Here is a 23,248-nt window from a genome sequence, read left to right as displayed (position 1 = left end):
ATACACAGGGCAACGAGTGACAAGAGACGCAACCCTGCCGACCGACCCCGGCAAAAGCCCAGGTCACGAAAAGTGGGGTGCCTCCTTTGTCACTCCGGCCGACTGGAGTGACACCACATTCACGAATTCCCCAGCAGCACCCTCGGCGTTTCCCCAGGTCGCCAATCCTGCGAACAGGAATCTGCTGCGCACCCTGGTGGAGGAGCACAATATTGCCTGCGGGTTCGTCACGCATAACGCCAGCCTGATTTCCGACAGTGACGAGGTCGTCCGCGTCCGCGCCGGCCACGTGTCGCGGGACCGCGCGCTAGCGTAGCCGGGGCCGCGACGCCACGACTAAAGTGATGAACGCGCAGGCCGCCAGCCCCGCCGTCATGCAGAGCGTGCCGGGCAGGAAGCCGGCGTCCACCACCGCGGCGCCGAGCGCCGACCCCGCCGCGATCCCGACCTGGTACGTGACCACGTAAATGGAGCTTGCCAGGTCTTCGTTGCGTTTCCCGGCGTGCAGGAAGATGGTGGTCGCCGACGGCGGCAGCGCCCCGTTTGCCAGGCCGAACACGATGATCATCGCGATGATGAGCAGCACCGACTTCGTCTCCAGCGCGAGCAGCCCCAGCACCGCCGAGCCCACCAACAGCATGGCGACGAACCCGTTGACCCGGATCATGCGCCGGTCCACCGTGTTGCCCGCCGTGAGCACACCGACCACGCCGCAGATACCGAAGAGGGACAGTCCGAAGGGGACCAGCTTCGGCCCGGCGGTCGTGGTCATCAGCAGCGCCAGGTAGGTGAAGGTGGTGAACACGGCCGTGACGTTGAACGTCAAAAAGAGGATCAGCGAGGGTATCGCCGACTTTGTCCGCTGGGCGCCCGCTGTCGGCTCGGGGTGCTTCGCCGGCATCGAGGGTAGCGACGCCACCAACGCCACCACCGAAACAATCACCGCGACGCCCAACACCCAGGTGGCGCCGCGCCACCCGATCCACCCGCCGAGCATGGTCGTCAACGGCGTACCGATCACCGCCGACATCGTCGAGCCAAACGACACCGTCGCCACCGCCTTGCCTGTCATTCCGCGCGGGGCAAGGCGTGCCGCCATCGGGTTGATGAGAGACCAGAACAGCCCGTGTGTAAACGCCGCGGTGACGCGGGCCGCGACGAGCACCGCGTAACTGTTCGCGATCCCCTGCAGGATCACGCCCCCAGCCAGGAACGCGAGGGTGGCCAGGAAGACGGGCCTGCGGTCCCAGTTGCGGGTGAAGTGCATCAGCGGGATCGTTACTACGGCGACCAGGCCGGCGTACACGCTCATCAGGAGGCCGATCTGGCCTTCTGTCACGCCGAGGTCCTGCGCCATAGGCCGAATCAAACCGACCGCGAACATCTCGTAGGTGACGTAGACGAACGCCGCGAAGCTCATCGCGGATAAGGGCAGCATCGGAAGCGACGACTGTTTACTCACACGTGACAACCTACACGCTGCGTGTTAAGCGAACGCCCCCAGTCCGAGTACCTTGAAAGCGGCGGTGCCACCCGCCAGCACCGCGCCGAGCACCCCGAGGACGATCCCGGCGATCGCGAGCGGGGTGAGCTCTTTCGTCTCGGTGGGAGTTGGCTCCGGAGAGGTGCGGGAGGTGGGGTCCGCTGCAGGCTTCACGGTCGCTGCTGTGGCAGTTGGGGTTGTCGTGCTTGGTGGTGTCGGCGTGGGGGTCGGCGTCGGAATAGGCGGCACGGAAGTATTGGTCGCGTTCGGCGGAATCGGTAGAGCGAGGGTGGTGTCGCCACCGTCGGCGCAAAGCTGGTCCGCACGTTCCCGCAGCTTGGTGTACTCTTTGACGCGACGTAGGTTGGTGTAGAAGAACGTTTCGGCGTATTGCTGCGCCCAGGCGGCGGCATCGTCGTCACTGAGCCCGGCGAAGCGACCCTGGAGTTCGCGCGCGATCCCCTCAGTCTCCGTGGCTTGGTTCACGGGGTGGAACAGTGTGCGTTCGCGGGGGCCGAGCACTTGGAATTGCCCCATGAGTTCGAAGTAGCGGTAGGTGAGCACGTCGTCCGCGGACGCCTGCGGGATTGTCCGTTGCGGACTGTACTTGTTGAGGTACCATTCGGCGACGCTCACAGGCAGCCCAGCCTCGGTGAACGCTTCAACCGCGTATTTGTGCTGGAGTGAGTCTGGCTGCGCGAAGTTACTTGGTGCGAGGTACTCGCGCCTTTCCTCTTCGCGGATTCGCTTATAGACGTCCTCTTCGACCTTTCCAAGCTGCGGAAATGCCTGGCGGAATGTTTGATAGTCGAGGTAGTACTCTTTTTCAGGTGCCGCGAAGTGGAGGCGCGCCGCGTTCATGAGCCGGGCGTATTCGGCGGGGGAGAGGTAGAACGCGCATTGTTTGGTTGTGGGGTCTTGGGGGCCGATGACGGCGGCGTTCGCAACTGGAAACAAGAAACTGGCGCCGAGCCCGAGGGCTACAACGCCAGCTAAAAATCTCCGAGACTCCATGGAGATAAGGTTACAGCATCTTGGCTGCTGACAATCCAATAGCAGCGAGGATTGCTACAACGATGGTGCCGACAATGCCGCCGATGAGGGCAGCCGAGTTATCGCTCGTATCGATTGTCTGCGAAGGCTCCTTGGTGGCGGTTGTCTTCCCCTGCAGTGGGTTTACCTGAATGTCAGCGGAGACACTGGGCTTAGGAGTGGAAGCCGTAGTGGTTGGCTGCTCCTTGCTGCGGGCCTTGCCTTCAGCGCCCTGAGAGACTGCGTCCGGGTTGGTGTTCAACGTTGGGAAGAGCACGATGCCGGTCTTGCCGTCGCGGCAGTTGTCCTTCGCCTGGTTCAGTGCCGCCTCGACGTCCGCCATGGTGCGGGTGTCTTGCAGGCCTTCCTGCTTTTCGAACTGGTCAACCCAAGCGGTAGCCTGCTCGCTGCTGAGGCCGTTGAACTGGTCAACCTTCTGCTGGATCAGGGCGTCACGGTCGCCGATGGTCGGAAAAACCGGTTTCGGCGCGAGGAACGAATGCTTCGAGGCTGGGATCTCGCCTTTCTCAAAGTACTTGTCGTATTCGAGGACTACTGGGAGGCGACCCGGGTTCTCGAAGCCTGACACCAATGCATCGCTCCACTTGCGAGTGATGTAGTCAAGTGCGGCGGACTCCGGGAGCTCTGTATCTTCGGCGATCTGCTGAGCTAGCTCGCGCAGCTTCGCCTCGCGGTTCACCTGGAACTGTTGGGCATATGCAGGATCAGATTTCACGGTGTTGTACAGCTTCTCACCGTGCACCTTGGCTGCCGGGAAAGCTTGCTCGAGTGCGATGCGCCACGCCTTGTCGACGTCGAAGCTCGCTGCCTTGTCTTTCGACTGCTCATACAGCTTTGTCTCTTCGGCGTTAAGGCGGATGGAGCATACGCCGGAGACGTTCTCACCAACGGTGGCACCTTCGGCCGAAGGGGCGACCATAGCGCACGCGCCGAGCGAGAGCGCGATTGCGATTCCTTGGAGTCTCCGATTGTTGAACATATTTCTGAGTGTAGCTGAGGGAGCCGCGGAAACGTATTCGTTCGTTGACGTATGTTTTCTGTATTTATCCAGGAAAAACCGTAAATAAACCTTAGTATTCACATACTCGCATGTACATGACATGTGTTTGCAGGATTGTTCAACATCTGCATTTAAGGAAGCCACAAACCAAACAGGGGGACACTACCTCATCTAGCCCTTTCCGGGGGAGGTTGGGGGAGAAAAGGGCAGTTCAACGGTATTAAATTACAGTGTTGTAATTTAGTGTGCCCTACACTGCTTTTGCTAAAAATGGGTACACCACGCCGTAGCGCAACGCACATTGGATGCAATTTCCCTAGCAGAAGTCTGTGCGTGACCGTACGGTGTCCGGGATGCGAGCCACGCAGCAGCTGCGTGGACCTGGACTGACTGGGCTAGCAACAGAACATCACCCATCCCGTCGCGTGCCACCCGCGCGCCGAGGACTCCAGCCAACACGTCGCCGGAGCCGGGTGTGGCGGCCCAGGAGGAGCCGGCGTCGATAAGGATGGTTGATTGACCATCCGTGACGACCGTGGCGCGCCCCTTACGGACCACCGTGCAGCCGAGCGTCCGGGCGCAGTCGACAGTCTCTTCGACGCGCCCTTTGGTCGCACCTATATATAGGCGCGAAAACTCGCCGTCGTGCGGCGTCACCACAACCTGCGGCAGCTTGCGCGGCGTACGGGCCACAAGCGTGAGCGCATCCGCATCGAGCACCACAGGCACACCCTGCCGCAACACCCAATCGACGGCAGCATCCGCCTCCTCATCGAGCCCGATGCCAGGACCGCACACCCACGCCTGCACCTGCCCCGCCTGCTCCAACTCGCCCGTGGCCACCACCTCCGGCCACGCCCGCACCACCTCAAGCGCCTGGGCGCCAGCGAAACGCACCATCGCAGGCGTCGCCGTCACCGCGCCAGCCGTGCACAGCAGCGCCGCACCAGGATACGTACCGCTGCCAGCGTGGATACCGATCACACCGCCGGTGTACTTGTCGTCAGCGGCGCCGGGCTCCTTGACGTCCACCGGCACCGGCCCCATCGGCCTGATCCCATCGAGGCTTAGCTGCGTATCGGGCACCGCGCGGTACGCCCGCACGGCACTCTCCGGCAGCGGCAGGCCAATGTCCGCGCACAGCGCGCTCCCGCATCGCGTCGAGAGTGCATGCGCGTAACGCCAACCACCGAACGTCACCGTCACGTCCGCCTGCAGCGCGTTGGCGCCGGCCTCGCCAGTGTCGGCGTCCACGCCGCTCGGCACGTCCACGGCCAGGACCTGGTTCGCCTCGATGTCGGCGACCGCGTCGGGCAGGTCGCCGGCGCCGCCGAGGCCGAAGAGGCCGTCGATAAGTAGGTCGCAGCCCTGCGGCTCCTTAACGACGCCCCCTCCGGCCCCCACAAACGCATCCAACGCCCGCTGCTGCGCCCGGCCCAGAGGCAGCCAAGCCTCAACCTGCCAGCCCTCCCTGGCCAGCTCCGCGCCCGCGTACAGCGCATCCCCACCGTTGCCACCCGGGCCCACCAGCAGCAGCACCCGCTCCCGCGGCCCCGACATCTCACGCGCCACCCGCGCCACAGCGTGCGCGGCACGCTGCATCAACGCATCAGGTGACGCCTCGGCAGCGAGTAAGGGGGCTTCCGCGGCCCGAATCTCCGCGGCGGAATAGGCAAACGGTGCAGCAAACATTCCGCCATTCTACGCCCTATTCCGCCTGGCAGGAGGGACACCAGAACAAATTTCGGCCCTCGTACTTGCGCACCTCGATTGGCGTGCCGCAGACGAAGCAGGGCTCGCCGGCGCGGCGGTACACGTAGACCTCACCGCCGTGGTCGTCCTTCCGGGGCGGCCTGCCCATCGCCTCGGGACTGTGCTCGGGGCGCACCGTATCGATCCGGCCGTGCTCCACGCCGTACTCCATCAGCTCGCGCACGTCCTGCCACAGGCGCAAGAACTCCTCGTGGTCCAGCGCCCGGCCCGGCACGAACGGGGAAATACCCAGACGGAACAGCGGCTCCGCACGATATATATTGCCCACGCCCGCGAAATACTTCTGGTCCATCATCAGCGACCCAATCGTGCGTCGCGACGCCCGCACCCGCCCCCACAACGCCTCCGGGTCCGCGTCCGGGTCGAGGGGGTCCTCGCCGCTGCGGTCCAGGATCGCCTGCTCCTCCGGCGGGGAGACGTAGCGGCAGTACTGCGGACCACGCAGGTTCGCGGCCACGTCCTCGTTGGCCAGGCGCAGCCGGATCTGCCCCCACACGTCCTCGGCGGGCTCGAAACGGAAGGAACCAATCAGGCCCAGGTGCACGTGCACCGTCGCCGTGGAGAACTCCAAGAACAGGTGCTTGCCTACCGCGCGGGCCTCCTTCAGGGTGGCGCCGGTGAGCGGGGTGACGTCGAAACGCCCTTGCGGGGAGGAAATCTCGATGGGCTGGCCCGCGAATGTGTCGTTCAGGTGGCGGGCGAGGCGGTGGATGACGTGGCCTTCGGGCATTGGTGCTGTAACTCCTTAAATCTCACGGACCAAGGTACAGGGCTCACCAGTTTTCGCTCCGGTCGACCTCCTCCGGTCGACCAATGCAGGTCACGCATTTTTGGGCTTTTCGTCGCCGAAATCCCGATTTCGCGCTGACCAGCGTTGGTCGACGCTAAGAGGTCGACCGGAACGCCGCGCCAGCGAACAAGCCAACAACTAAGTCGCACGCAATTTTGTTCACAAAATCCCTAGCGCCGTTAAGATGACACATCCCACCCCAGCGACAAACCCCACTCGCCACACCCCCTCGACCTATTGGCGTCGACGCGAAACAAACCGGGGACCAACGTGCACAAATAGAGATGCAGGCGCGCGGCCGGTATACTTCAGGTTCCATGCCATATAGCGTTGGATTTGATCGGGATAAGTACATTGCGATGCAGTCGGAGCACATTTCGGCCCGGCGAAAAGCAATTGGGGGAAAGCTCTACCTAGAGATGGGTGGCAAGCTCTTCGACGACAATCATGCCTCCCGCGTGCTGCCGGGGTTTACGCCGGATAACAAGATTGCGATGTTGGACCGCATCAAGGATGAGGTCGAGATCGTGATTGCGTTCAACGCGGGTGACGTGGTGCGGCAGAAGATGCGCGCTGACCTCGGGATTTCCTACGAGGAGGACGTGCTGCGCCTCGTGGATGTCTTCCGGGAGCGCGGGTTCCTCGTCGAGAATGTGGTGGTGACCCAGCTGGAGGGTGAGAACCCGCTGGTGGAGGCGTTCATTGAGCGGCTGCAGCGTTTGGGGCTGACGGTGTCGCGCCACTACATGATCGCCGGGTACCCGCACGATACGCAGCGCATCGTGTCCGAGGAAGGCTTCGGTCGCAACGAGTACGTGGAGACGTCCCGCGACCTGATCGTGATGACGGCGCCGGGCCCCGGCTCCGGCAAGCTGGCCACGTGCCTGAGCCAGATTTACCACGAGCACCAGCGCGGTATTAACGCTGGCTACGCCAAGTTTGAGACGTTCCCCATCTGGAACCTGCCGCTGTCGCACCCGGTGAACCTGGCCTACGAGGCGGCGACGGCCGACCTTGATGACATCAACGTGATCGACCAATACCACCTGGACGCCTATGGGGAGACCGTCACCAGCTACAACCGCGACATTGAGGTGTTCCCGCTGCTGAAGGCGCTGCTGCGCGAGGTGACGGGGGAGGAGCCGTACCAGTCGCCGACGGACATGGGTGTGAACATGGCCGGCTACTGCATCAGTGACGACGCCGCCTGCCGTCACGCGGCGAAGCAGGAGATCGTGCGCCGCTACTACAAGACGCTCGTGGACGAGCGCCGCGACGACACCGACCACACCGTCTCCGACCGGATCCTGAACATCATGCGCAAGGCGGAGGTGACCCCGCAGGACCGTGTGGTGGTCGCCCCGGCGCTGGAGGTCGCACAGGCGACCGGATCGCCGGGTGCCGCGCTGGAGCTGCCGGACGGCACCATCGTGACCGGCAAGACGACGGACCTGCTGGGGCCGTCGGCTGCGGTGCTGCTCAACGCGCTGAAGGTGCTCGCTGGCATTGATGATTCCGTCCACCTGCTGTCCCCGGATTCCATTGAGCCGATCCAGACGCTGAAGACGCGCCACCTCGGGTCCGTGAACCCGCGGCTGCATACTGATGAGGTGCTCATTGCGTTGTCGGTGTCGGCGTCGACAAGTAGTGATGCGGCGGCGGCGCTGGAGCAGTTGAAGAGCCTGCGTGGCTGCGACGCGCACACCAGCACCATCCTTGGCTCCGTCGACGAGGGCATCTTCCGCAATCTCGGCGTGCTGGTGACCTCGGAGCCGAAGTACTGGAAGAAGGGCCTCTACCACAAGCGCTAGACTCGTGGGCATGACGAGCAAGATCCTCCTGTATTACAAGTTCCAGCCCATCGCCGACCCGGACGCGGTGCGCCTCTGGCAGCGCGACCTCTGCGAGGGACTGGGGCTGACCGGCCGCATCCTGATCTCCAAGGACGGCATTAACGGCACCGTCGGCGGCGACATCAAGGCCTGCAAGACTTACGTGAAGAAGACAAAGGAGTACTTCCGCGGCATCGAGTTCAAGTGGTCTGAGGGCGGTGCGGAGGACTTCCCGAAGCTATCGGTCAAGGCGCGCGAGGAGATTGTGGCGTTCGGCGCGCCGGGCGAGCTGAAGGTTGACGAGCACGGCGTCGTCGGCGGCGGCACGCACCTGAAGCCGGAGGAAGTCAACGAGCTGGTGGCGAACAACCCGGACGTCGTGTTTTTCGACGGCCGCAACGCCCGCGAGGCCGAGATCGGCAAGTTTAAGAACGCCGTGGTCCCGGACGTGGAAACCACCCACGACTTCATCAAGGAGCTGGAGAGCGGCAAGTACGACTGGATGAAGGACAAGCCAGTCATCTCGTATTGCACCGGCGGTATCCGCTGCGAGATCCTGTCCAGCCTGATGAAGAACCGCGGCTTCGAGGAGGTCTACCAGATCGACGGCGGCATCGTCCGCTACGGCGAGAAGTACGGCAACTCGGGCCTGTGGGAGGGCTCGCTGTACGTGTTCGATAAGCGGATGCATACCGAGTTCGGCCCCGAGAATGACCCGGATTACGTGCAGTTGGGCCACTGCGTGCACTGCGGGGCACCGTCGAACATGTTCTATAACTGTGCGAACGAGCCAGAGTGCCGCCACCAGTACCTAAGCTGCCCGTCCTGCCGGGAGGAGAACCCGTACTGCGCCGACTGCGCTGAGAGCGCTAGTGCGTCGCATCAAGCGCCAGCATCCCAATCGTGACCGTCAGCCACCACATGGTGAACGGCACGATGGGCAGCCAGAACACGCCCATCCAGGGGATCCAGCGTTCGTAGCGGTTGAGTTTGCGCACCATCAACACCGCGCAGGTGAGCAAACCGGCCACTGGCGGAATCGAAGTGACGACGGCCCACCAGGTCCGCCACGTCTGGGTACACAGCCACGTCGCGTCCCCGGCCTCGCACAGCGGGCCGCCCTGCACACGGGCGACGGCGGCAAGCGCCCACGCGAACAGGAGGGTGCCCAGCACGGTCACTACCGCGAGTATGATCGCCTGCTTCGTCGACGCCTTGTTGCGCTTCGCTACCTCCAAGGGATCCGGCTCTAAGGCCAGCTCGTCGAAGCTGGCAGGCTCCGGGCGGACGCGGGAAAAACGGTCCGCGCCGGAGTGCAGGTCGTTTTCGGGGTGGTCAAACACTTCGCCCATGACTAGTGCTCCCCTCGCGGGTACACGATGACGGGCACCGGGGCGAAGCGAATGAACTCACCCTCGCGGGTGCCCACGAACACGCGCTTCAGCGGGCCTGAAGGCTTCGAGCCCAGGCACAGGATGTCGCCCTTCTTCCACTTCACCGAATCGATTGCCTTCTTCCAACCCTTGCCGGTGGCGACGAAGGAGGAGACGTCGAGACGCTCGGTGTATTCCGGACCAAGGTTCTCAGCGACCGAGAACGCCGAGTCGCGCGCGCGGTCCAGCAGGCCGAGCGCAGCCTCGTTCCACTCCATCTGGTCTTCCTGGTCGTCGAAGCCGCCGCCCTCGCTGGGGGAAAAGGCGATGATGCGCAAGGGGACGTCGAGAAGGCAGGCGAGCGTGGCGGCGTAGGCAAGGCCGGAGAAGCTTGGGCGCACCGCGCCCGAATCGATCAGCGAATAGGTGACGCGGGTGATGCCCTTCTTCGAAAGCTGCACGCCCTTCGGCGCCAACCCCAGCGGTAGCGGGGAGGAGTGCATCATCTCGTCCGCGTCGGAGGTCGGCAGGAAGCGGCCTTTCGCTGTTTTCGACTTCGAGCCGAGCAACAAAATATCGGCCTCGAAACCGTCCGCCATCTCGTAGAGGCACTCGGCTAGGCTGCCCCGCTCCAGCACCTGCGCCACCGGGTCAGCCCACTGGGTGCGCGGTAGCCCGTGTTTCAGCGCCTTAGTGGCCTTCTCGGTGATCGTCTCGCTCTGTTTCTGCAGCCACTTGTCATACTTTTTCGACGACAGCGACTTCGTCCACGAACCCGTCACCGCGGCCGCCACCCGCACCGTCACGGGCAGGCTACGCCCCAACCAGGCCGCGAACTCGATCGCCTCCGAATTGGATGCGTCCCAGCCCACAAGCACACGAAGCGGACGCTCAGCCGCGAAGGACTGGGCGAGTTCGGAAGAGAAAGAACGTGGCGCCATACCGACCTAGCCTATTCGCTTTCCGGGTTCGCGTAGACTTCCGCCAAATTAATAATTGCGTCGGTGGCGGCGTCCAGTTGTTGCAGGGAGGCGTCGTCAAGCGTGGCGAGCATATCCGCGAGGTACTGCGTGCGCTCCTGCCCTACCCGCTGCAACTCGTGTTTCCCCTGGTCGGTGAGGGCGACGAGCACGCCGCGCCGGTCCTCCGCGGAACGCGTGCGGTGCACCAGGCCGCGCTTCTCCAGCTGGTTGATGGTGTTCGAGGCCGTCGGCATCCGCACACCCTCTGACGAGGCAATATGGCTGATGCGGCTCGGCCCCTCCACCTCAAGGCGACGCAAGATCGAAAGTTGTGGCCCAGTCAGGTCGGAGCGTTCCGTATTACGGAAATACGCGACATACAAACGCGTCATCGCGGGGCGAACACGCTGTGCCAACTCCAACGGGTCGGGACGATCAGCCATAAGGACCTGCCTTGTGCAAAAGAAACCAACAAGAAAACCACGCCTACACGTGTAATGCATCATTCTATACATAGGTGTAGGAAACTTTGTTGTTGCGCTAGTATGGCGGCGATGTTCACCTATCAGCACGAAGTTTCGCACGAGTGGCAACGCCGGGCGACCCTTCGCGCCTATCACGCAGGGCTCGTTCCCAAAGAAGAGCTTTGCGACGCCGACTTCCTCCTCCGCGCCGCCGCAGAACATCACGGAGAGGCGTCGAAAAGAACCTGCCCAATTTGCGACCGTGACATGCGCGAAGTGCGCTGGGTGTACAGCGAAAAACTCGGGCGACGCACCGGCACCGCGCGCAGCGAAGCCGAGATTGACACCCTCGTGGGCGAGGTCGGCCCCATCACCGTGCACAAGGTGGAAGTGTGCCCCCACTGCCACTGGAACCACTTACTACAGGAATGGACCGCCACTCCAGTGCGGTAAAAACGCCGGATACGGGTAGTGTGTGCTGTAGCAATTCTGTAGGTGATCGTACAGGGACAATGTGTGACTAACGTAGAAGAAGAAACCAAGACCCCATCCAAGTCCCGGTCGCGGGCGAGCCAATGGGTCCTAGCCATGCTCCTGCTCTTGGTGCTACTGGCCAGCATCCCGGCTGTGTGGTTCATTTGGAACTACCAGCGGGCGAACATTCCGGAGCCGCATGAGATCGAAACGGCGCAGATCTCAAACCTCTACTTTAACGACGGCAAAACCGACCTGGCTCGCATCGTGCCGCCGGAGGGCAACCGCGTCCAGATCCCGCTGGAGCAGGTGCCCGTTGACGTACAGAACGCAGTCCTCGCCGCTGAGGACCGCGACTTCTGGGACAACTCCGGCTTCTCCTTCACCGGCTTCGGCCGCGCCGTGATCGGCCAGGTCACCGGCAACACCTCCGCTGGTGGCGGCTCCACGATCACCCAGCAGTACGTGAAGAACGCCCTGGTGGGCAACGAGCACTCCTACGAGCGCAAGGCCAAGGAGCTGGTGTACTCCATCAAGATGACCCACTCCTGGACCAAGGAAGAGATCCTCAACGCCTACCTCAACACCGTCTACTTCGGGCGCAACGCCTACGGCATCGAGGCGGCGGCGCATGCCTTCTTCGATAAGCCAGCCAGCGAGCTGACGCTGGAAGAGGGCGGCGTGCTCGCCTCCTCCATCCAGCTGCCGAGCCAGCTCGACCCGTGGACCAACCCGGACGGGGCGAAGGCCCGCTGGAACTACGTGATGGACGGGCTTGTGGAGACGAACAAGCTCGACCCCGAGAAGCGCGCCGGGCTGCAGTACCCGGAGACCCGCGACCCGGCGACCTACTCGGCCTACACCGAGGCCAGCGGCCCGAACGGCCTGATCAAGAACCAGGTGATGACGGAGCTCGCCACCATCGGCATCTCCGAGTCGGACCTGACCAACCGTGGCCTGAAGATCACCACCACGATTGACTCGAACTCGCAGTCCGAGGTCGAGCGGATCTCGCGCGAGCAGCTCTCCTACCTGCAGGATGACGCCCGCACCGGCGTCGTGGCCATCGACCCGAAGACGGGCGCGGTGCGTGCCTACTACGGTGGCGACGACCCCTCCGGCTGGGACTACGCCAACGCCGGCCTGCAGACCGGCTCCACATTCAAGATCTTCGCGCTGGCCGCGGCCCTGCAGCAGGGCATCCCGCTCAACGCGATGTACTCGGCCACGCCCGTGACGCTGCCGGGCGGCCACGTGGTGACCAACTGGGACGGCGGCGGCTCAGGCATGATCTCCATGCTGGACGCCACCCGCACCTCCTCGAATACCGCGTTCATGCGCATCCAGGACGACCTGGACAACACCACGCAGGACACCGCTGATATGGCGCACGCCCTCGGCGTGGCCCGCTCCATCCCGGGAATCCCGGTGACGCTGCGTGAAAACGGCGGCCAGCCCTACGAGGGCATAGTGCTGGGCCAATACCAGTCCCGCGTCCTCGACATGGCCACCGCCGTGTCCACGCTGACCAACCGTGGCTTGGCGCACCCGACGCACTTCGTGCAGCGCGTCACCGACGCCTACGGCGAGGTCCTCTACGAGTTTGACTCCGGCTACACGGAGCGTCGCGTTTCTCAGCAGGTGGCTGACAACGTGATCAAGGCGATGCAGTCCGTCGTCCCGTACTCCAACGCTGTGTTGGCTGGCGGGCGTCCGTCCGCGGCGAAGACCGGTACCGCCCAGCTTGGCAACACCGGCCTGAACAAGGACGCGTGGACCGTCGGTTCGACGCCGCAGCTTGCGGTGGCCGTGTGGGTCGGTACCGCCGACAACACCTCCGCGATCTTCAACTCCTACGGCGGCAACATGTTCGGCGCCGACACCCCGGGCCGGATCTGGAAGAACGTGCTGGACTCCCTCCTGCAGGGCCAGGACTTCGAGTACTTCCCTGAAGCTGCACCTGTCTACTGGGGTGTGAACCCGTACTCGGGCGGCGTGAACCTGGGCGGCTACTACGGTGGCTTCTCCGGCAATTCGACGACCGGTACTGCGCCGGATTCTGCGCGGACACCGAGCGGCACCGCAGACGCCCCAGCAGGCGAGGCGGGCCCCGGCCAGCCGGCCGCACCCGCACCAGCGCCGGCTCCGGCACCAGCGCCAGCCCCCGCGCCGGCGCCAGCACCGGCTCCCGCCCCGGACCCGGTACAGGACGCAATCGACCAGGTTATAAACGATATCTTTGGATAACGGAGCAACGATGACAGCAACCACTTGGCCTGACCCGAAGGATCGCGTGCAGCCAGCCCTCACCGAACCCGCCGCCCGCGGATGGGTTGAGTTCCTCGGCGGACCGATGGGGCGCTTCGCCCAAATTGGTCGTTCCAAGTTCTGGACGCCGCTGCGCACCATCTTCGCGCTCGCCTACGTCTTCATTGGCCTCGGCGCGCTCTCGAAGTCGAACTGCGCAATGGGCAAATTGGATGACAACGGCATCATGCAGGTCAACTGGGACGGCAACCGCCAGTACACCTCTTTTTGCTACAACGACATCCTGCCGCTGTACGGTGGCCGCGGCCTGGACCAGCCGGGCTTCGTCTACGACTTCTCCTGGGTAGAGGGGGACCTGACGCGCTACATGGAGTACCCGGTGCTCGCCGGTCTGTTCCAGCAGTTCTGCGCGTTCATCTCCCGAAACACCTACTTTGCGGTCTCCCGCATCCTGCCGGAGTCCGGCTGGTACTTCTACGTCACCGTGCTCATCCTGGCCGCTATTTGGGTGGTCACGGCGCGCATGGTGGCGGAGCTTGCAGGCAACCGCATCTGGGACACTCTGCTCGTCGTCGGTTCCCCGCTGCTGATCATGCACCTGTTCACCAACTGGGACATCCCATCCATCTTCTTCGTCGTGGCAGCCATGCTCGCTGTGCGCAACAAGAAGTACTGGTTGGCAGGCGTCCTGATCGGCGCCGGCACCGCCTTCAAGCTGTGGCCGCTGTTTATCCTCGGCGCCTACCTGGTGCTGGCAATCAGGAAGCGCGACTTCGTGCCCTTCCTGAAGATGGTGGCCACCACGGCGCTGACCTGGGTCACGGTCAACCTGCCGGTGTACCTGCACAACCCGGAAGCCTGGAACGAGTTCAACCGCCTCAACACGGACCGCGGCTGGGAGTGGACCACCATCTACGCCGTGATCAACCGAGTATTCGGCTGGGGTGGCTTCGATAGCGGTGAAGGGGCCCCCGTCATCCTGAACGCAGTCACGCTGGTGCTCTTCCTCGCTGGGTGTGCCACCGTGCTCATCCTCGGGCTCAAAGCGCCGCGTACCCCGCGCGTGGCCGAACTCTTCGTACTTATCGTCGGGTTCTTCCTCCTCTTCAACAAGGTGTGGAGCCCGCAGTACTCAATCTGGTTCATCGTGCCCGCAGTCCTGGCGCTGCCGTATTGGCGCCTCCTGCTTTCCTGGATGACGGTGGACATGATGGTCTGGCCAGTGCTGATGTGGCACATGATGGGCGAGGACCAAAAGGGAGTGCCGGGCGCGCTGCTCGACACCGTCATTATCGCCCGTGATGCGTTCATCATCGTGATCATGGTGCTGGTTATTCAGCAGATGTTCGGCAAGCGCGAGGACAAGGTTGCCGCCGCGCACAACGGCCACGACCCGCTTCTGAGCACCCCTGAAGATTGGAAGGAGCCAGCATGGGATCCGCAACAGTTACCGGAATCGCCTCAATCGCAGTCGGATTCGGTTTCATCGCCGCAGCTTTCGTAGCGACGAACCGTCAAGAAATCGCTCGCGCCGTCGGCTACGGCATTACCGCGTTCGTGTTCATCACCGTCATCCCGGTGATCCTCGCGGTCTTCGTTGCCGTACCGAACCCGCAGTAGGGGCGGAGCGGGCGTCGAGAAGTATTTTGCCCAGCGTAACGGGTGGGGTACGCTGGTGAGGTTGCTTGACGCAACGACCCTCCTGCCACCGCACAGTGCGGCGGCCGAAAATATTCAAATCTAGACCATAGGAGGTGATGAGGTCCGTGCGTCACTACGAAGTAATGATCATCCTCGATCCACAGCAGGATGAACGCACCGTTGCCCCGTCCCTGGACAAGTTCCTCGAGGTTGTCCGTAAGGAAAACGGCAAGGTAGAAAACGTTGATGTGTGGGGCAAGCAGCGTCTTGCGTACCCAATCAACAAGAAGGAAGAGGGCATCTACGCTGTCATCAATCTTGAATGTGCAGCTGAGACCGTCCAAGAACTCGACCGTGTGCTGAGCCTGAACGAATCGGTGCTGCGCACCAAGGTTCTGCGTACCGACAAGTAAAGAACGGCTTTCGGAACCACGGAAACGAAGGAGTCAAAACAATGGCACAAGGCGATACACCAATCACCGTCGTCGGCAACCTGGTTGCGGACCCGGAGTTGCGGTTTATTCCAAGTGGTGCAGCGGTAGCGAACTTCCGCATCGCGTCCACGCCACGCCAGTTCAACCGCGACACGAATCAGTGGGAAGACGGCGAGGCCCTGTTTTTGACCTGTAACTGCTGGCGGCAGATGGCGGAAAACGTTGCAGAGTCCCTCACGAAGGGCATGCGCGTCATCGTCAACGGCCGCTTGAAGCAGCGTTCCTACCAAACCCGTGAGGGCGAAAACCGCACCGTGTTCGAGGTCGAAGTTGATGAGGTAGGCCCGTCCCTGAAGTACGCCACCGCGAACGTGCAGCGCACACCGCGTGAAGGCAACTCCGGGTACGGTCGCCCGCAGCAACAACAGCAACAGCAACAGCAACCTCAGAATATGGGCGGCTTTGGTCAGGCGCCGCAGCAGCCTGCACAGCAACAGCAGCAGGTACAGCAGTCGCAGCCGCAAAACGATCCGTGGAATTCAGCTCCACCCGCCGGAGGTTTCGGCGGGATGGACGATGAGCCCCCGTTCTAAGCATTTCCCACACATAAGCATTTTCAACTCAAGGAAGGTTAGGATTCATGAAACTGATCCTCACCGCTGCCGTTGATAACCTTGGCGAGGCAGGCGAGATCGTCGAGGTCAAGGGCGGCTATGGCCGTAACTTCCTGCTCCCACGTGGCCTGGCTATCCCAGCTACCCGCGGCGCAGAGAAGCAGATCCGTGATATTCAGCGTGTACAGAAAGAGCGCGAGGTCCGCGACTTGGATCACGCCAAGGAGCTGCGTGACCAGCTTGACCAGCTGACCGGCGTGCAGGTACCAGTGCGTACCTCCGAGAAGGGCAAGCTGTTCGGCTCCGTCAAGCCTGGCGACATCGCGGCAGCTGTCAAGGCAGCCGGCGGTCCATCCCTGGACAAGCGCCGCATCAATGTACCGAAGGGCCTTGTTACCAAGACCGGTGGATACCAGGTCAAGGTGAACCTCCACGACAGCGTGGAAGGCAAAGTGAACTTCGAGGTCGTTAGCAAATAACGACGATTACCGTGAGGTAGTCCAACGACAACAGCTTGAGAACGGGTCCCGCTTGTGAGGAGCGGGGCCCGTTTTCGTTTGCCTCCTTGACCTGTGGATAACTTTCCACAGGTAGGGAGCTTTTGTGCGTATGGTGAGATGCCTAGCGCACTGAAAGGCATCGAGTCAAACCGGCTGGTTGTGGGTGATACGGTGGGGGTGGCGTGGGTCCCACCTTTGAATAAATGGCACTTGACCTGCGCATATATGGCGTGAATGTTGCCGTTTTCGCTCTTGTCCACACGTTCTCCACACGTTGTGCACAACGCCTGTGGAGAGATTCCAGGCACAACACAAAAGTATCCACACCCCCTGTGGATAACTCACCTGGTGGTACGTGAATAACCGGGCTATCCGGTACGCTGTTGTGCGACACGAAAGGGTAAAGGGTGCTGCATGGCTGAGAACTCGAGTGCTGCGAGCTTCGACGATTTTGACGACGACTACGTTCCACCACCAGAGCCGCCGGAGGCCTCAGCGCCGCCGGAGCCGAGCCAGTGGGGCGGCGGGTCATCGAACTTTAACCGGGGTCGCCAGGACCTAAAGGAGTACCGCCAGCCCCCGCACGACGAGCGCGCGGAGCGCTCAGTGCTGGGCGCGATGCTGCTCAACCAGGACGTCATCACGGATGTTTCCGACGCGCTGCGCCCGGAGGACTTCTACTTTCCGGCGAACCAGCTGGTGTACAAGACCATCGCGGACCTGTACTCGCACGGCTCCGATATTGACGCGGTGGTTGTCGCCGGGCAGCTCGACCGCAATAACGAGCTCGAACGAGTCGGTGGCGCGCCATATCTGCACACGCTCATCTCCGAGGTGCCGACGGCCGCAAACGCGCGCTACTACGCGGAAATCGTCGAGGAGAAGTCGATTCTCCGCCAGCTGGTCAACGCAGGTACGCACGTGGTGCAACTCGGCTACGAGGGCGAGGACGGCATGGAGATCGACGCGGTCGTGGATCGCGCGCAGCAGGAGCTGTTTGCGATTTCCCGCAAGAACGCCGGCGAGGACTACAAGGTCCTCGGCGATCTGTTGCAGGACACCGTCGACGAGCTTGCCGCCATCGCGCAGGGCGGTGGCTTGGAGCAGGGAGTGCCGACCGGCTTCATCGACCTGGATAAGCTCACCAACGGCCTACACGCGGGCCAGATGGTCATTATCGCGGCCCGTCCGGGCGTGGGTAAGTCGACGCTGGCGCTCGACTTCATGCGCTCATGCTCGATCCAGCAGGGCAAGACATCGGTGATCTTCTCGCTGGAAATGAGCGCGTCCGAGATCATCATGCGCATGCTTTCGGCCGAAACGGAGATCAAGCTGTCCTCGATGCGCTCGGGGCAGATGGGGGAGCAGGACTGGGAGAAGCTCACTCGTCGCCTCGAGGAGATCCAGGACGCCCCACTGTTTATCGACGACTCCCCCAACCTCACCATGATGGAGATCCGTTCCAAGGCGCGCCGGTTGAAGCAGCAGCAGGGCCTCGACCTTATCGTGTTGGACTACCTGCAGCTGATGAGCTCCGGCAAGCGGGTGGAGTCGCGTCAGCAGGAGGTCTCCGAGTTCTCCCGAAACCTGAAGCTCTTGGCGAAGGAGCTCGAGGTCCCCGTGATTGCGATCTCGCAGCTGAACCGTGGGCCCGAGGCCCGTACCGATAAGAAGCCTCAGCTCGCCGACCTTCGTGAGTCGGGCTCCCTCGAGCAGGACGCCGACATGGTGTTCCTGCTGTACCGGCCGGACTCTCAAGACCGTGACGACGAGCGCGCCGGCGAGGCGGACATCATCGTGGCGAAGCACCGCGGCGGACCAATCGACACGATTCCGGTGGCCCACCAGCTGCACTACTCGCGTTTCGTCAACATGGCGCACGGCTAACCCTGCACCCGTCCGGGGGTGCGCAGCAAAGGCTGTCCTTGCTTAGGGTTGGCTCGCCATGTATGACACGCTGCGAGTTTCTGGATAGCATTGTGACCTAACATAGGTACGAACGAAGGAAAAATCACAATGTCTGTCCGCATGATGCACGACGCACCGTCCGCGTGTGCCCATACAGTGGCCCAGTTAGAGGAACGTATTACCGTCGCGAAGAACCAGAACTCGACGATGCTGCTCAACCTGCCCCGCAGCATCGACGAGCTGGCCGCCACCTCCCGGCCGAGCGGTGTGCTACACCGCCTCCGCGGCCTGTTTAGCGCGTAGCGCGGAAGCGGCGCAGCCGCAGCGAGTTCGTTACGACGAACACGGATGAGCAGGCCATCGCTATGCCTGCGAGCAGGGGGTTGAGCAGCCCGATGGCTGCCACGGGGATGAGCACCACGTTGTACGCAAAGGCCCAGAATAGGTTGCCTTTGATGGTGCGCAGCGTCGCGCGCGAGAGGCGGATGCCGTCGGCGGCGCTCACCAGCGAGTCATTCATCAGGGTGATGTCGGAGGCCTCGATGGCTACGTCGGTACCCGCGCCCATCGCCATGCCGAGGTCGGCCTGGGCGAGCGCCGCGGCGTCGTTCACACCGTCACCGATCATCGCCACGCGCTTGCCCGCATCCTGCAGGTTGCGCACCAGCTCGACTTTGTCGGCGGGGAGTACGCCGGCGGTGACGTTGGTGGCGTCGATACCCACTTCCTGCGCCACGGCGAGCGCGGTTGCGCGGTTGTCGCCAGTGAGCAGGTGCGGCTCGAGCCCCAGCTCCCTCAGCTTTTCGACGCCCACCCGGGAGTCTTCCTTCACCGCATCGCGCACCGCAATCACTCCCTCGGTCGCGCCGTCGACCTCGACGGCGACCACGGTCGCGCCGGTCGCCTCCATTGACTCGAAGGCGTCCCGGTATCCGCCGAGGTCAACCGTTGGGCGGCCAACCCGGACGTGTTTGCCGTCAACGGTCGCGCTGGCACCGATGCCGGGCTCGTTCCGGAAATCGGTGACGGCCTCGGGAACGTCCGCAGAGGGAGCGTCCTGGGCGTACGCGGTGATGGCGCGGGCGATCGGGTGCTCCGAGTGCGCCTCCACCGCGGCGGCGAGTGCGACGGCGTCGCTGCTGCTATTCGCGTCAACCACGGTCATTTGGCCGGTGGTGACGGTGCCGGTCTTGTCCATCACGATGGTGTCCACCTGGCGGGTGGATTCCAGGATCTCCGGGCCGCGGATCAACAACCCGAGCTCGGCGCCGCGTCCGGTGCCCACCAGGATGGCGGTCGGGGTGGCTAGGCCAAGCGCGCACGGGCACGCGATGATCAGCACCGCCACCGCCGCTGTGAACGCAGCGGCCACGCTATAGCCCAACAGCAGGTGCGCCACCAGGGAAACCGCCGAGATAGCGATCACGGTCGGGACGAAGATCTGCGCGATCTTGTCCACCAGCCGCTCTACCGGCGCCTTGCCTGCCTGCGCGTCCTTGACCAGTTGGCCCATCTGCGCGAGCGTCGTGTCCGAACCAACGCGCGTTGCCTGCACAAGCAGTCGGCCGTGCGTGTTCAGGGTTGCGCCGGTGACGTCGTCGCCTTCCTTGACGTCGACGGGAACAGATTCGCCGGTGAGCATCGAGGCGTCGATCGCCGACTGTCCCTCGACCACCGTGCCGTCCGTCGCGACCTTCTCGCCTGGTCGCACCACGAACGTGTCGCCGACCTTTACGTCGGCGATCGGCACGCGCGTCTCCACGCCGTCGCGCAGCACCGTCGCGTCCTTCGCACCCATCTGCAGCAGGTTGCGCAACGCCTCGGAGCTACGCCCCTTCGCGCGGTGCTCGAACCAGCGGCCAAGCAGCAAAAACGTGATAACGACGCACACCGTCTCCAGATAGACCTCGTCCATCGCTGCCGCGTTCGGCACCAGGCTCATGTGCATTTTCATGCCCGGCTCGCCCGCGTTGCCGAAGAACAGCGCATAGATCGACCACCCGTAGGCGGCCGTGGTGCCCATGGAAATCAGGGTGTCCATGGTCATGCTGCCGTGACGCAAGTTCAACAGGGCATTGCGGTGGAACAGCGACCCTGCCGAGAAATACACCAGGGTCGTGGCAGCAAACGCCGCCCACTGCCAGTACGTGAACTGCAGCGCCGGAATCATCGACACCAACATCACCGGCAGCGACACCACCGCGGACCACACGATGGTCCACAGGAGGGGGTCGCGCTCGGGTTCGGAGGGGGCGTCGGCAAGCGGTTCGTCGGCGTCGGTGAACGTGAACGCATCAAATCCTGCGTTCCGGATCGTCGTGATCAACGAATCAGGGTCAGCGAGCGCCGGATCGTACTCGACGGAGGCGGTCTCCGTCGAAAAGTTCACCGATGCCTCGACCCCCTCCATCTTGTTCAGCTTCCGCTGCACCCGCGACGAGCACGACGTACACGTCATGCCCGAAACGCCGAGTTCTATCTGTGCATTCGACATTAGAGCAGCTTGAACCCTGCTTCCTCAACCGCCTTATCGACGTCCTCCCTGCTCACCTCTGCACCCTCAACCACAACCTTGCCGGTTGTGTGGTCAGCGTTCACCGAGGTCACGCCCGGGATTTCCCCGACCTCTTCCTGGATGCTGAGCTCGCAATGCCCGCAGCTCATGCCCTCAACCTGGAATGTTTGCGTTGCCATAATACTTCCTTCCTTCCTGCGGGAATCGCCCCGCACTTGTTAGTGTTGCACTAATAGCTGCCAATGTAACAAAAAACGAAAAGGAGCTACCTAATGGCCACAACCGACCTCACTGAGGAAACATTCCAGGAAACCGTTCTCGGAGAGGGCATTGTCATCGTCGACTGCTGGGCGTCCTGGTGCGGCCCCTGCCGCCAGTTCGCGCCTGTTTACAAAAAGGTCTCCGAGAAGCACCCGGATGTGACCTTCGCGAAGCTCAACACCGAGGAATACCAGCAGGTAGCGGTCGCCCTGGATATCCAGGCAATCCCGACGCTCATGGTGTTCCGCGACGGGATCATGGTCTACCGCGAAGCCGGTGCCCTGCCGGAGTCCGCATTCAACGACCTCGTCGAGCAGGTCAAAGCACTCGATATGGATGAGGTCCGCCGCCAGGTCGAGTCCCAAAACGCTGAGGAGGAACAGTAATGGCAAACCCATTCGTGAAGGGCTGGAAGTACCTGATGCAGTCCTTCGACACCAAGATCGACGAAAACGCCGACCCGAAGGTGCAAATCCAGCAGGCCGTCGCCGCCGCCAAGAAGCAGCACCAGGAAATCACTGAGCACGCAGCCGCCATCATTGGTAACCGCAACCAGCTCAGCATGAAGCTGGATCGCCTGCTGAAGTCCCAGCAGGACCTCGAGGCGAAGGCCAAGACCGCCCTCCAAACGAACGACGACGCCGCCGCTGAGGTCATCGCCACCCAGTTGGTGTCCGTCGAGCAGGAACTCGAGCAAACCAAGCAGGCGTACGCCTCCGCCGAGCAAGCCGCGCAGGAAGCCCAGGCGAAGCAGAAGGAATCCGAAGCACGCCTGCAAGAGCAGCTCGCCCAGGTCTCCCAGCTGGAATCCCAGCTTGACCAGGCGAAAATGCAAGAGCAGACCACCAAAACCATGGACTCCATGAACCAGTTCGGTGGCAACGACAACGTCCCGACCCTCGACGGCGTTCGCGACAAGATCGAACGTCGCCACGCCCAGGCGCTCGGCGAGCAGGAGCTGGCCAAGTCCTCGATGACCGACCGGATGACCGAAATCGAGTCGGCAGGCAGCGACGTCGCCGCCAGCGCCCGCCTCGACCAGATCCGCGCCGAACTTGCCGGCGGCAAGTCTGCTTCGTCCTCCTCTGAGGCCCCGAAGGAAATCGAGTCCAGCGAGGACTAGTTTTGAGCCGCGATCGCTGCAAATGTGAGTAACAGGATTGTAGTAATCCACGAAAAGGGAGCGCGGACATTTCGTTGGAGTGCTGAGGGCTGGAAGGTATTCCGATGCCCGCAAAGTTCCCCGACACCGTCCGCGAGGCCGCAGTCGACAAATACTTCGAAGGCATGACCACACCTGAGGTCTGTGACTGGGTAGCACACGTTACCGGTCGGCGCCCCGCACCGGCCTCGGTAAAAAACTGGATTACTGACAGACGCAACGGCTACATCCGATCTGACAGTCCCCCGGATGCTGACTCGATTGCCAAAGCCGTCGCGCGCAAACTGACCTCAACGAAGTCACTGCGCCGCATCGCGGCGGAGTTTCACGTTTCATTTAGCTCGATAAGCAGGTGGACGCTTGACTATTGGCCTGACGAAGAAGAACGACACGACGCGGCGTCTATGACGTTTGATGAGGCATTTCAAGCCACAATGAAACGCATGAGTTATCACCGCAAATCCAAACGAGCTCGCCAACATCAACGAACTAACATCAACCGCAACACCACGACACCACCACGCCCCGTCGATGAGTGGTTGCCAGGCCCTGGCCCGGTACCGGATGTAGACGCTTTGCCGGATGATCCGGAAGTGTTAAAAAAGATGCTCGCCGACGAACGCGACCGGCAGAAAGTCAAAGACGCGATCATCGAAGTACTCATGGGCGGTCAAGCCCAGGGAAAAGTCAGCGTCCGTGACGGTGTGCTTACCACAGCGGCGAAAGCCGCGGTCGTAGTTG

At 62.7% G+C, this 23,248-nt stretch carries 25 protein-coding genes; 15 read left to right on the top strand and 10 right to left on the bottom strand.

The window, feature by feature from the left end:
* Positions 1-16: 16 nt before the first annotated feature.
* Entirely contained in the window at positions 17-316 is a 300-nt protein-coding gene (locus BJP07_RS01705) for a hypothetical protein (protein ID WP_071565769.1), read from the top strand.
* Here BJP07_RS01705 and BJP07_RS01700 read toward each other — a convergent pair.
* The 5 genes from BJP07_RS01700 to BJP07_RS01680 form a co-directional block, all read right to left on the bottom strand.
* Positions 308-1,420 carry an MFS transporter gene (locus tag BJP07_RS01700; protein WP_083584019.1) on the bottom strand — a complete coding sequence of 371 codons (1,113 nt, stop codon included), beginning with the start codon at positions 1,418-1,420 and terminating at the stop codon, positions 308-310. The two genes, BJP07_RS01705 and BJP07_RS01700, sit on opposite strands and share 9 nt — an antisense overlap.
* 66 nt (positions 1,421-1,486) lie before the next feature.
* On the bottom strand, positions 1,487-2,497 hold the full coding sequence (locus BJP07_RS01695; RefSeq protein ID WP_071565767.1) for a hypothetical protein: 1,011 nt from the start codon (positions 2,495-2,497) through the stop codon (positions 1,487-1,489).
* Between the two features lie 10 nt (positions 2,498-2,507).
* On the bottom strand, positions 2,508-3,515 hold the full coding sequence (locus BJP07_RS01690) for a hypothetical protein (protein ID WP_143109631.1): 1,008 nt from the start codon (positions 3,513-3,515) through the stop codon (positions 2,508-2,510).
* A 285-nt stretch (positions 3,516-3,800) separates the two neighbouring features.
* Positions 3,801-5,228 (bottom strand): bifunctional ADP-dependent NAD(P)H-hydrate dehydratase/NAD(P)H-hydrate epimerase, encoded by a 1,428-nt coding sequence (locus BJP07_RS01685; RefSeq protein ID WP_071565765.1) that lies wholly within the window; start codon positions 5,226-5,228, stop codon positions 3,801-3,803.
* A gap of 16 nt (positions 5,229-5,244) precedes the next feature.
* Positions 5,245-6,039 (bottom strand): Fpg/Nei family DNA glycosylase, encoded by a 795-nt coding sequence (locus tag BJP07_RS01680; RefSeq protein ID WP_071565764.1) that lies wholly within the window; start codon positions 6,037-6,039, stop codon positions 5,245-5,247.
* Between the two features lie 377 nt (positions 6,040-6,416).
* On the opposite strand from BJP07_RS01680, the gene BJP07_RS01675 reads away from it, so the two are divergent.
* Complete coding sequence (locus BJP07_RS01675) at positions 6,417-7,910, top strand: DUF1846 domain-containing protein (RefSeq protein ID WP_071565809.1); 1,494 nt, start codon at positions 6,417-6,419, stop codon at positions 7,908-7,910.
* A 10-nt stretch (positions 7,911-7,920) separates the two neighbouring features.
* Positions 7,921-8,838 carry a rhodanese-related sulfurtransferase gene (locus BJP07_RS01670; RefSeq protein ID WP_071565763.1) on the top strand — a complete coding sequence of 306 codons (918 nt, stop codon included), beginning with the start codon at positions 7,921-7,923 and terminating at the stop codon, positions 8,836-8,838.
* Here the strand turns inward: BJP07_RS01670 and BJP07_RS01665 are convergent.
* Genes BJP07_RS01665 through BJP07_RS01655 form a run of 3 tightly spaced genes read right to left on the bottom strand, consistent with a single transcriptional unit; the run spans position 8,801 to position 10,709 of the window.
* Positions 8,801-9,283: a hypothetical protein gene (locus tag BJP07_RS01665; RefSeq protein WP_071565762.1), complete on the bottom strand. Its 483-nt coding sequence runs from the start codon at positions 9,281-9,283 to the stop codon at positions 8,801-8,803. The two genes, BJP07_RS01670 and BJP07_RS01665, sit on opposite strands and share 38 nt — an antisense overlap.
* Positions 9,284-9,285: 2 nt before the next feature.
* A complete protein-coding gene (locus BJP07_RS01660; RefSeq protein WP_071565761.1) occupies positions 9,286-10,245 on the bottom strand; it encodes a universal stress protein in 960 nt (319 codons plus the stop codon).
* Positions 10,246-10,256: 11 nt separating this feature from the next.
* On the bottom strand, positions 10,257-10,709 hold the full coding sequence (locus BJP07_RS01655) for a MarR family winged helix-turn-helix transcriptional regulator (protein ID WP_071565760.1): 453 nt from the start codon (positions 10,707-10,709) through the stop codon (positions 10,257-10,259).
* Positions 10,710-10,820: 111 nt separating this feature from the next.
* On the opposite strand from BJP07_RS01655, the gene BJP07_RS01650 reads away from it, so the two are divergent.
* From BJP07_RS01650 to BJP07_RS01610, 9 genes are all read left to right on the top strand, one after another.
* Positions 10,821-11,183: a DUF5318 family protein gene (locus BJP07_RS01650; protein ID WP_071565808.1), complete on the top strand. Its 363-nt coding sequence runs from the start codon at positions 10,821-10,823 to the stop codon at positions 11,181-11,183.
* A 135-nt stretch (positions 11,184-11,318) separates the two neighbouring features.
* Complete coding sequence (locus BJP07_RS01645) at positions 11,319-13,451, top strand: transglycosylase domain-containing protein (RefSeq protein ID WP_083584016.1); 2,133 nt, start codon at positions 11,319-11,321, stop codon at positions 13,449-13,451.
* Positions 13,452-13,461: 10 nt separating this feature from the next.
* Complete coding sequence (locus tag BJP07_RS01640; protein ID WP_071565758.1) at positions 13,462-14,976, top strand: glycosyltransferase family 87 protein; 1,515 nt, start codon at positions 13,462-13,464, stop codon at positions 14,974-14,976.
* A complete protein-coding gene (locus BJP07_RS01635; protein WP_071565757.1) occupies positions 14,904-15,092 on the top strand; it encodes a hypothetical protein in 189 nt (62 codons plus the stop codon). Before BJP07_RS01640 ends, BJP07_RS01635 begins: the two co-directional genes overlap by 73 nt.
* 137 nt (positions 15,093-15,229) lie before the next feature.
* Positions 15,230-15,526: a 30S ribosomal protein S6 gene (rpsF, locus tag BJP07_RS01630; RefSeq protein ID WP_071565756.1), complete on the top strand. Its 297-nt coding sequence runs from the start codon at positions 15,230-15,232 to the stop codon at positions 15,524-15,526.
* Positions 15,527-15,567: 41 nt separating this feature from the next.
* Positions 15,568-16,140, top strand: a complete 573-nt coding sequence (locus tag BJP07_RS01625) for a single-stranded DNA-binding protein (RefSeq protein WP_071565755.1) — start codon at positions 15,568-15,570, stop codon at positions 16,138-16,140.
* A gap of 47 nt (positions 16,141-16,187) precedes the next feature.
* A complete protein-coding gene (gene rplI, locus BJP07_RS01620) occupies positions 16,188-16,640 on the top strand; it encodes a 50S ribosomal protein L9 (RefSeq protein WP_071565754.1) in 453 nt (150 codons plus the stop codon).
* A gap of 435 nt (positions 16,641-17,075) precedes the next feature.
* A complete protein-coding gene (dnaB, locus tag BJP07_RS01615; RefSeq protein ID WP_071565753.1) occupies positions 17,076-18,548 on the top strand; it encodes a replicative DNA helicase in 1,473 nt (490 codons plus the stop codon).
* Between the two features lie 129 nt (positions 18,549-18,677).
* The gene (locus BJP07_RS01610) at positions 18,678-18,872 is read left to right on the top strand and encodes a hypothetical protein (protein ID WP_071565752.1); all 195 of its coding nucleotides are present in this window, start codon (positions 18,678-18,680) and stop codon (positions 18,870-18,872) included.
* Here BJP07_RS01610 and BJP07_RS01605 read toward each other — a convergent pair.
* Both BJP07_RS01605 and BJP07_RS01600 read right to left on the bottom strand, forming a co-directional pair.
* On the bottom strand, positions 18,862-21,063 hold the full coding sequence (locus tag BJP07_RS01605; protein WP_071565751.1) for a cation-translocating P-type ATPase: 2,202 nt from the start codon (positions 21,061-21,063) through the stop codon (positions 18,862-18,864). The two genes, BJP07_RS01610 and BJP07_RS01605, sit on opposite strands and share 11 nt — an antisense overlap.
* Positions 21,063-21,263: a heavy-metal-associated domain-containing protein gene (locus tag BJP07_RS01600; RefSeq protein ID WP_071565750.1), complete on the bottom strand. Its 201-nt coding sequence runs from the start codon at positions 21,261-21,263 to the stop codon at positions 21,063-21,065. Before BJP07_RS01600 ends, BJP07_RS01605 begins: the two co-directional genes overlap by 1 nt.
* 93 nt (positions 21,264-21,356) lie before the next feature.
* Here BJP07_RS01600 and trxA point away from each other — a divergent pair, with 93 nt between their 5' ends.
* The 3 genes from trxA to BJP07_RS01585 all read left to right on the top strand — a co-directional run.
* Positions 21,357-21,731, top strand: a complete 375-nt coding sequence (gene trxA, locus BJP07_RS01595) for a thioredoxin (protein WP_071565749.1) — start codon at positions 21,357-21,359, stop codon at positions 21,729-21,731.
* Positions 21,731-22,468: a PspA/IM30 family protein gene (locus BJP07_RS01590; RefSeq protein WP_071565748.1), complete on the top strand. Its 738-nt coding sequence runs from the start codon at positions 21,731-21,733 to the stop codon at positions 22,466-22,468. Before trxA ends, BJP07_RS01590 begins: the two co-directional genes overlap by 1 nt.
* A 104-nt stretch (positions 22,469-22,572) precedes the next feature.
* A partial coding sequence (locus BJP07_RS01585; protein ID WP_143109630.1) for a hypothetical protein occupies positions 22,573-23,248 on the top strand: 676 nt, incomplete at its 3' end.

Source organism: Corynebacterium sp. NML130628, assembly GCF_001875665.1.
Taxonomy (GTDB): domain Bacteria; phylum Actinomycetota; class Actinomycetes; order Mycobacteriales; family Mycobacteriaceae; genus Corynebacterium.
This window is presented reverse-complemented; position numbering and strand designations above follow the sequence as displayed.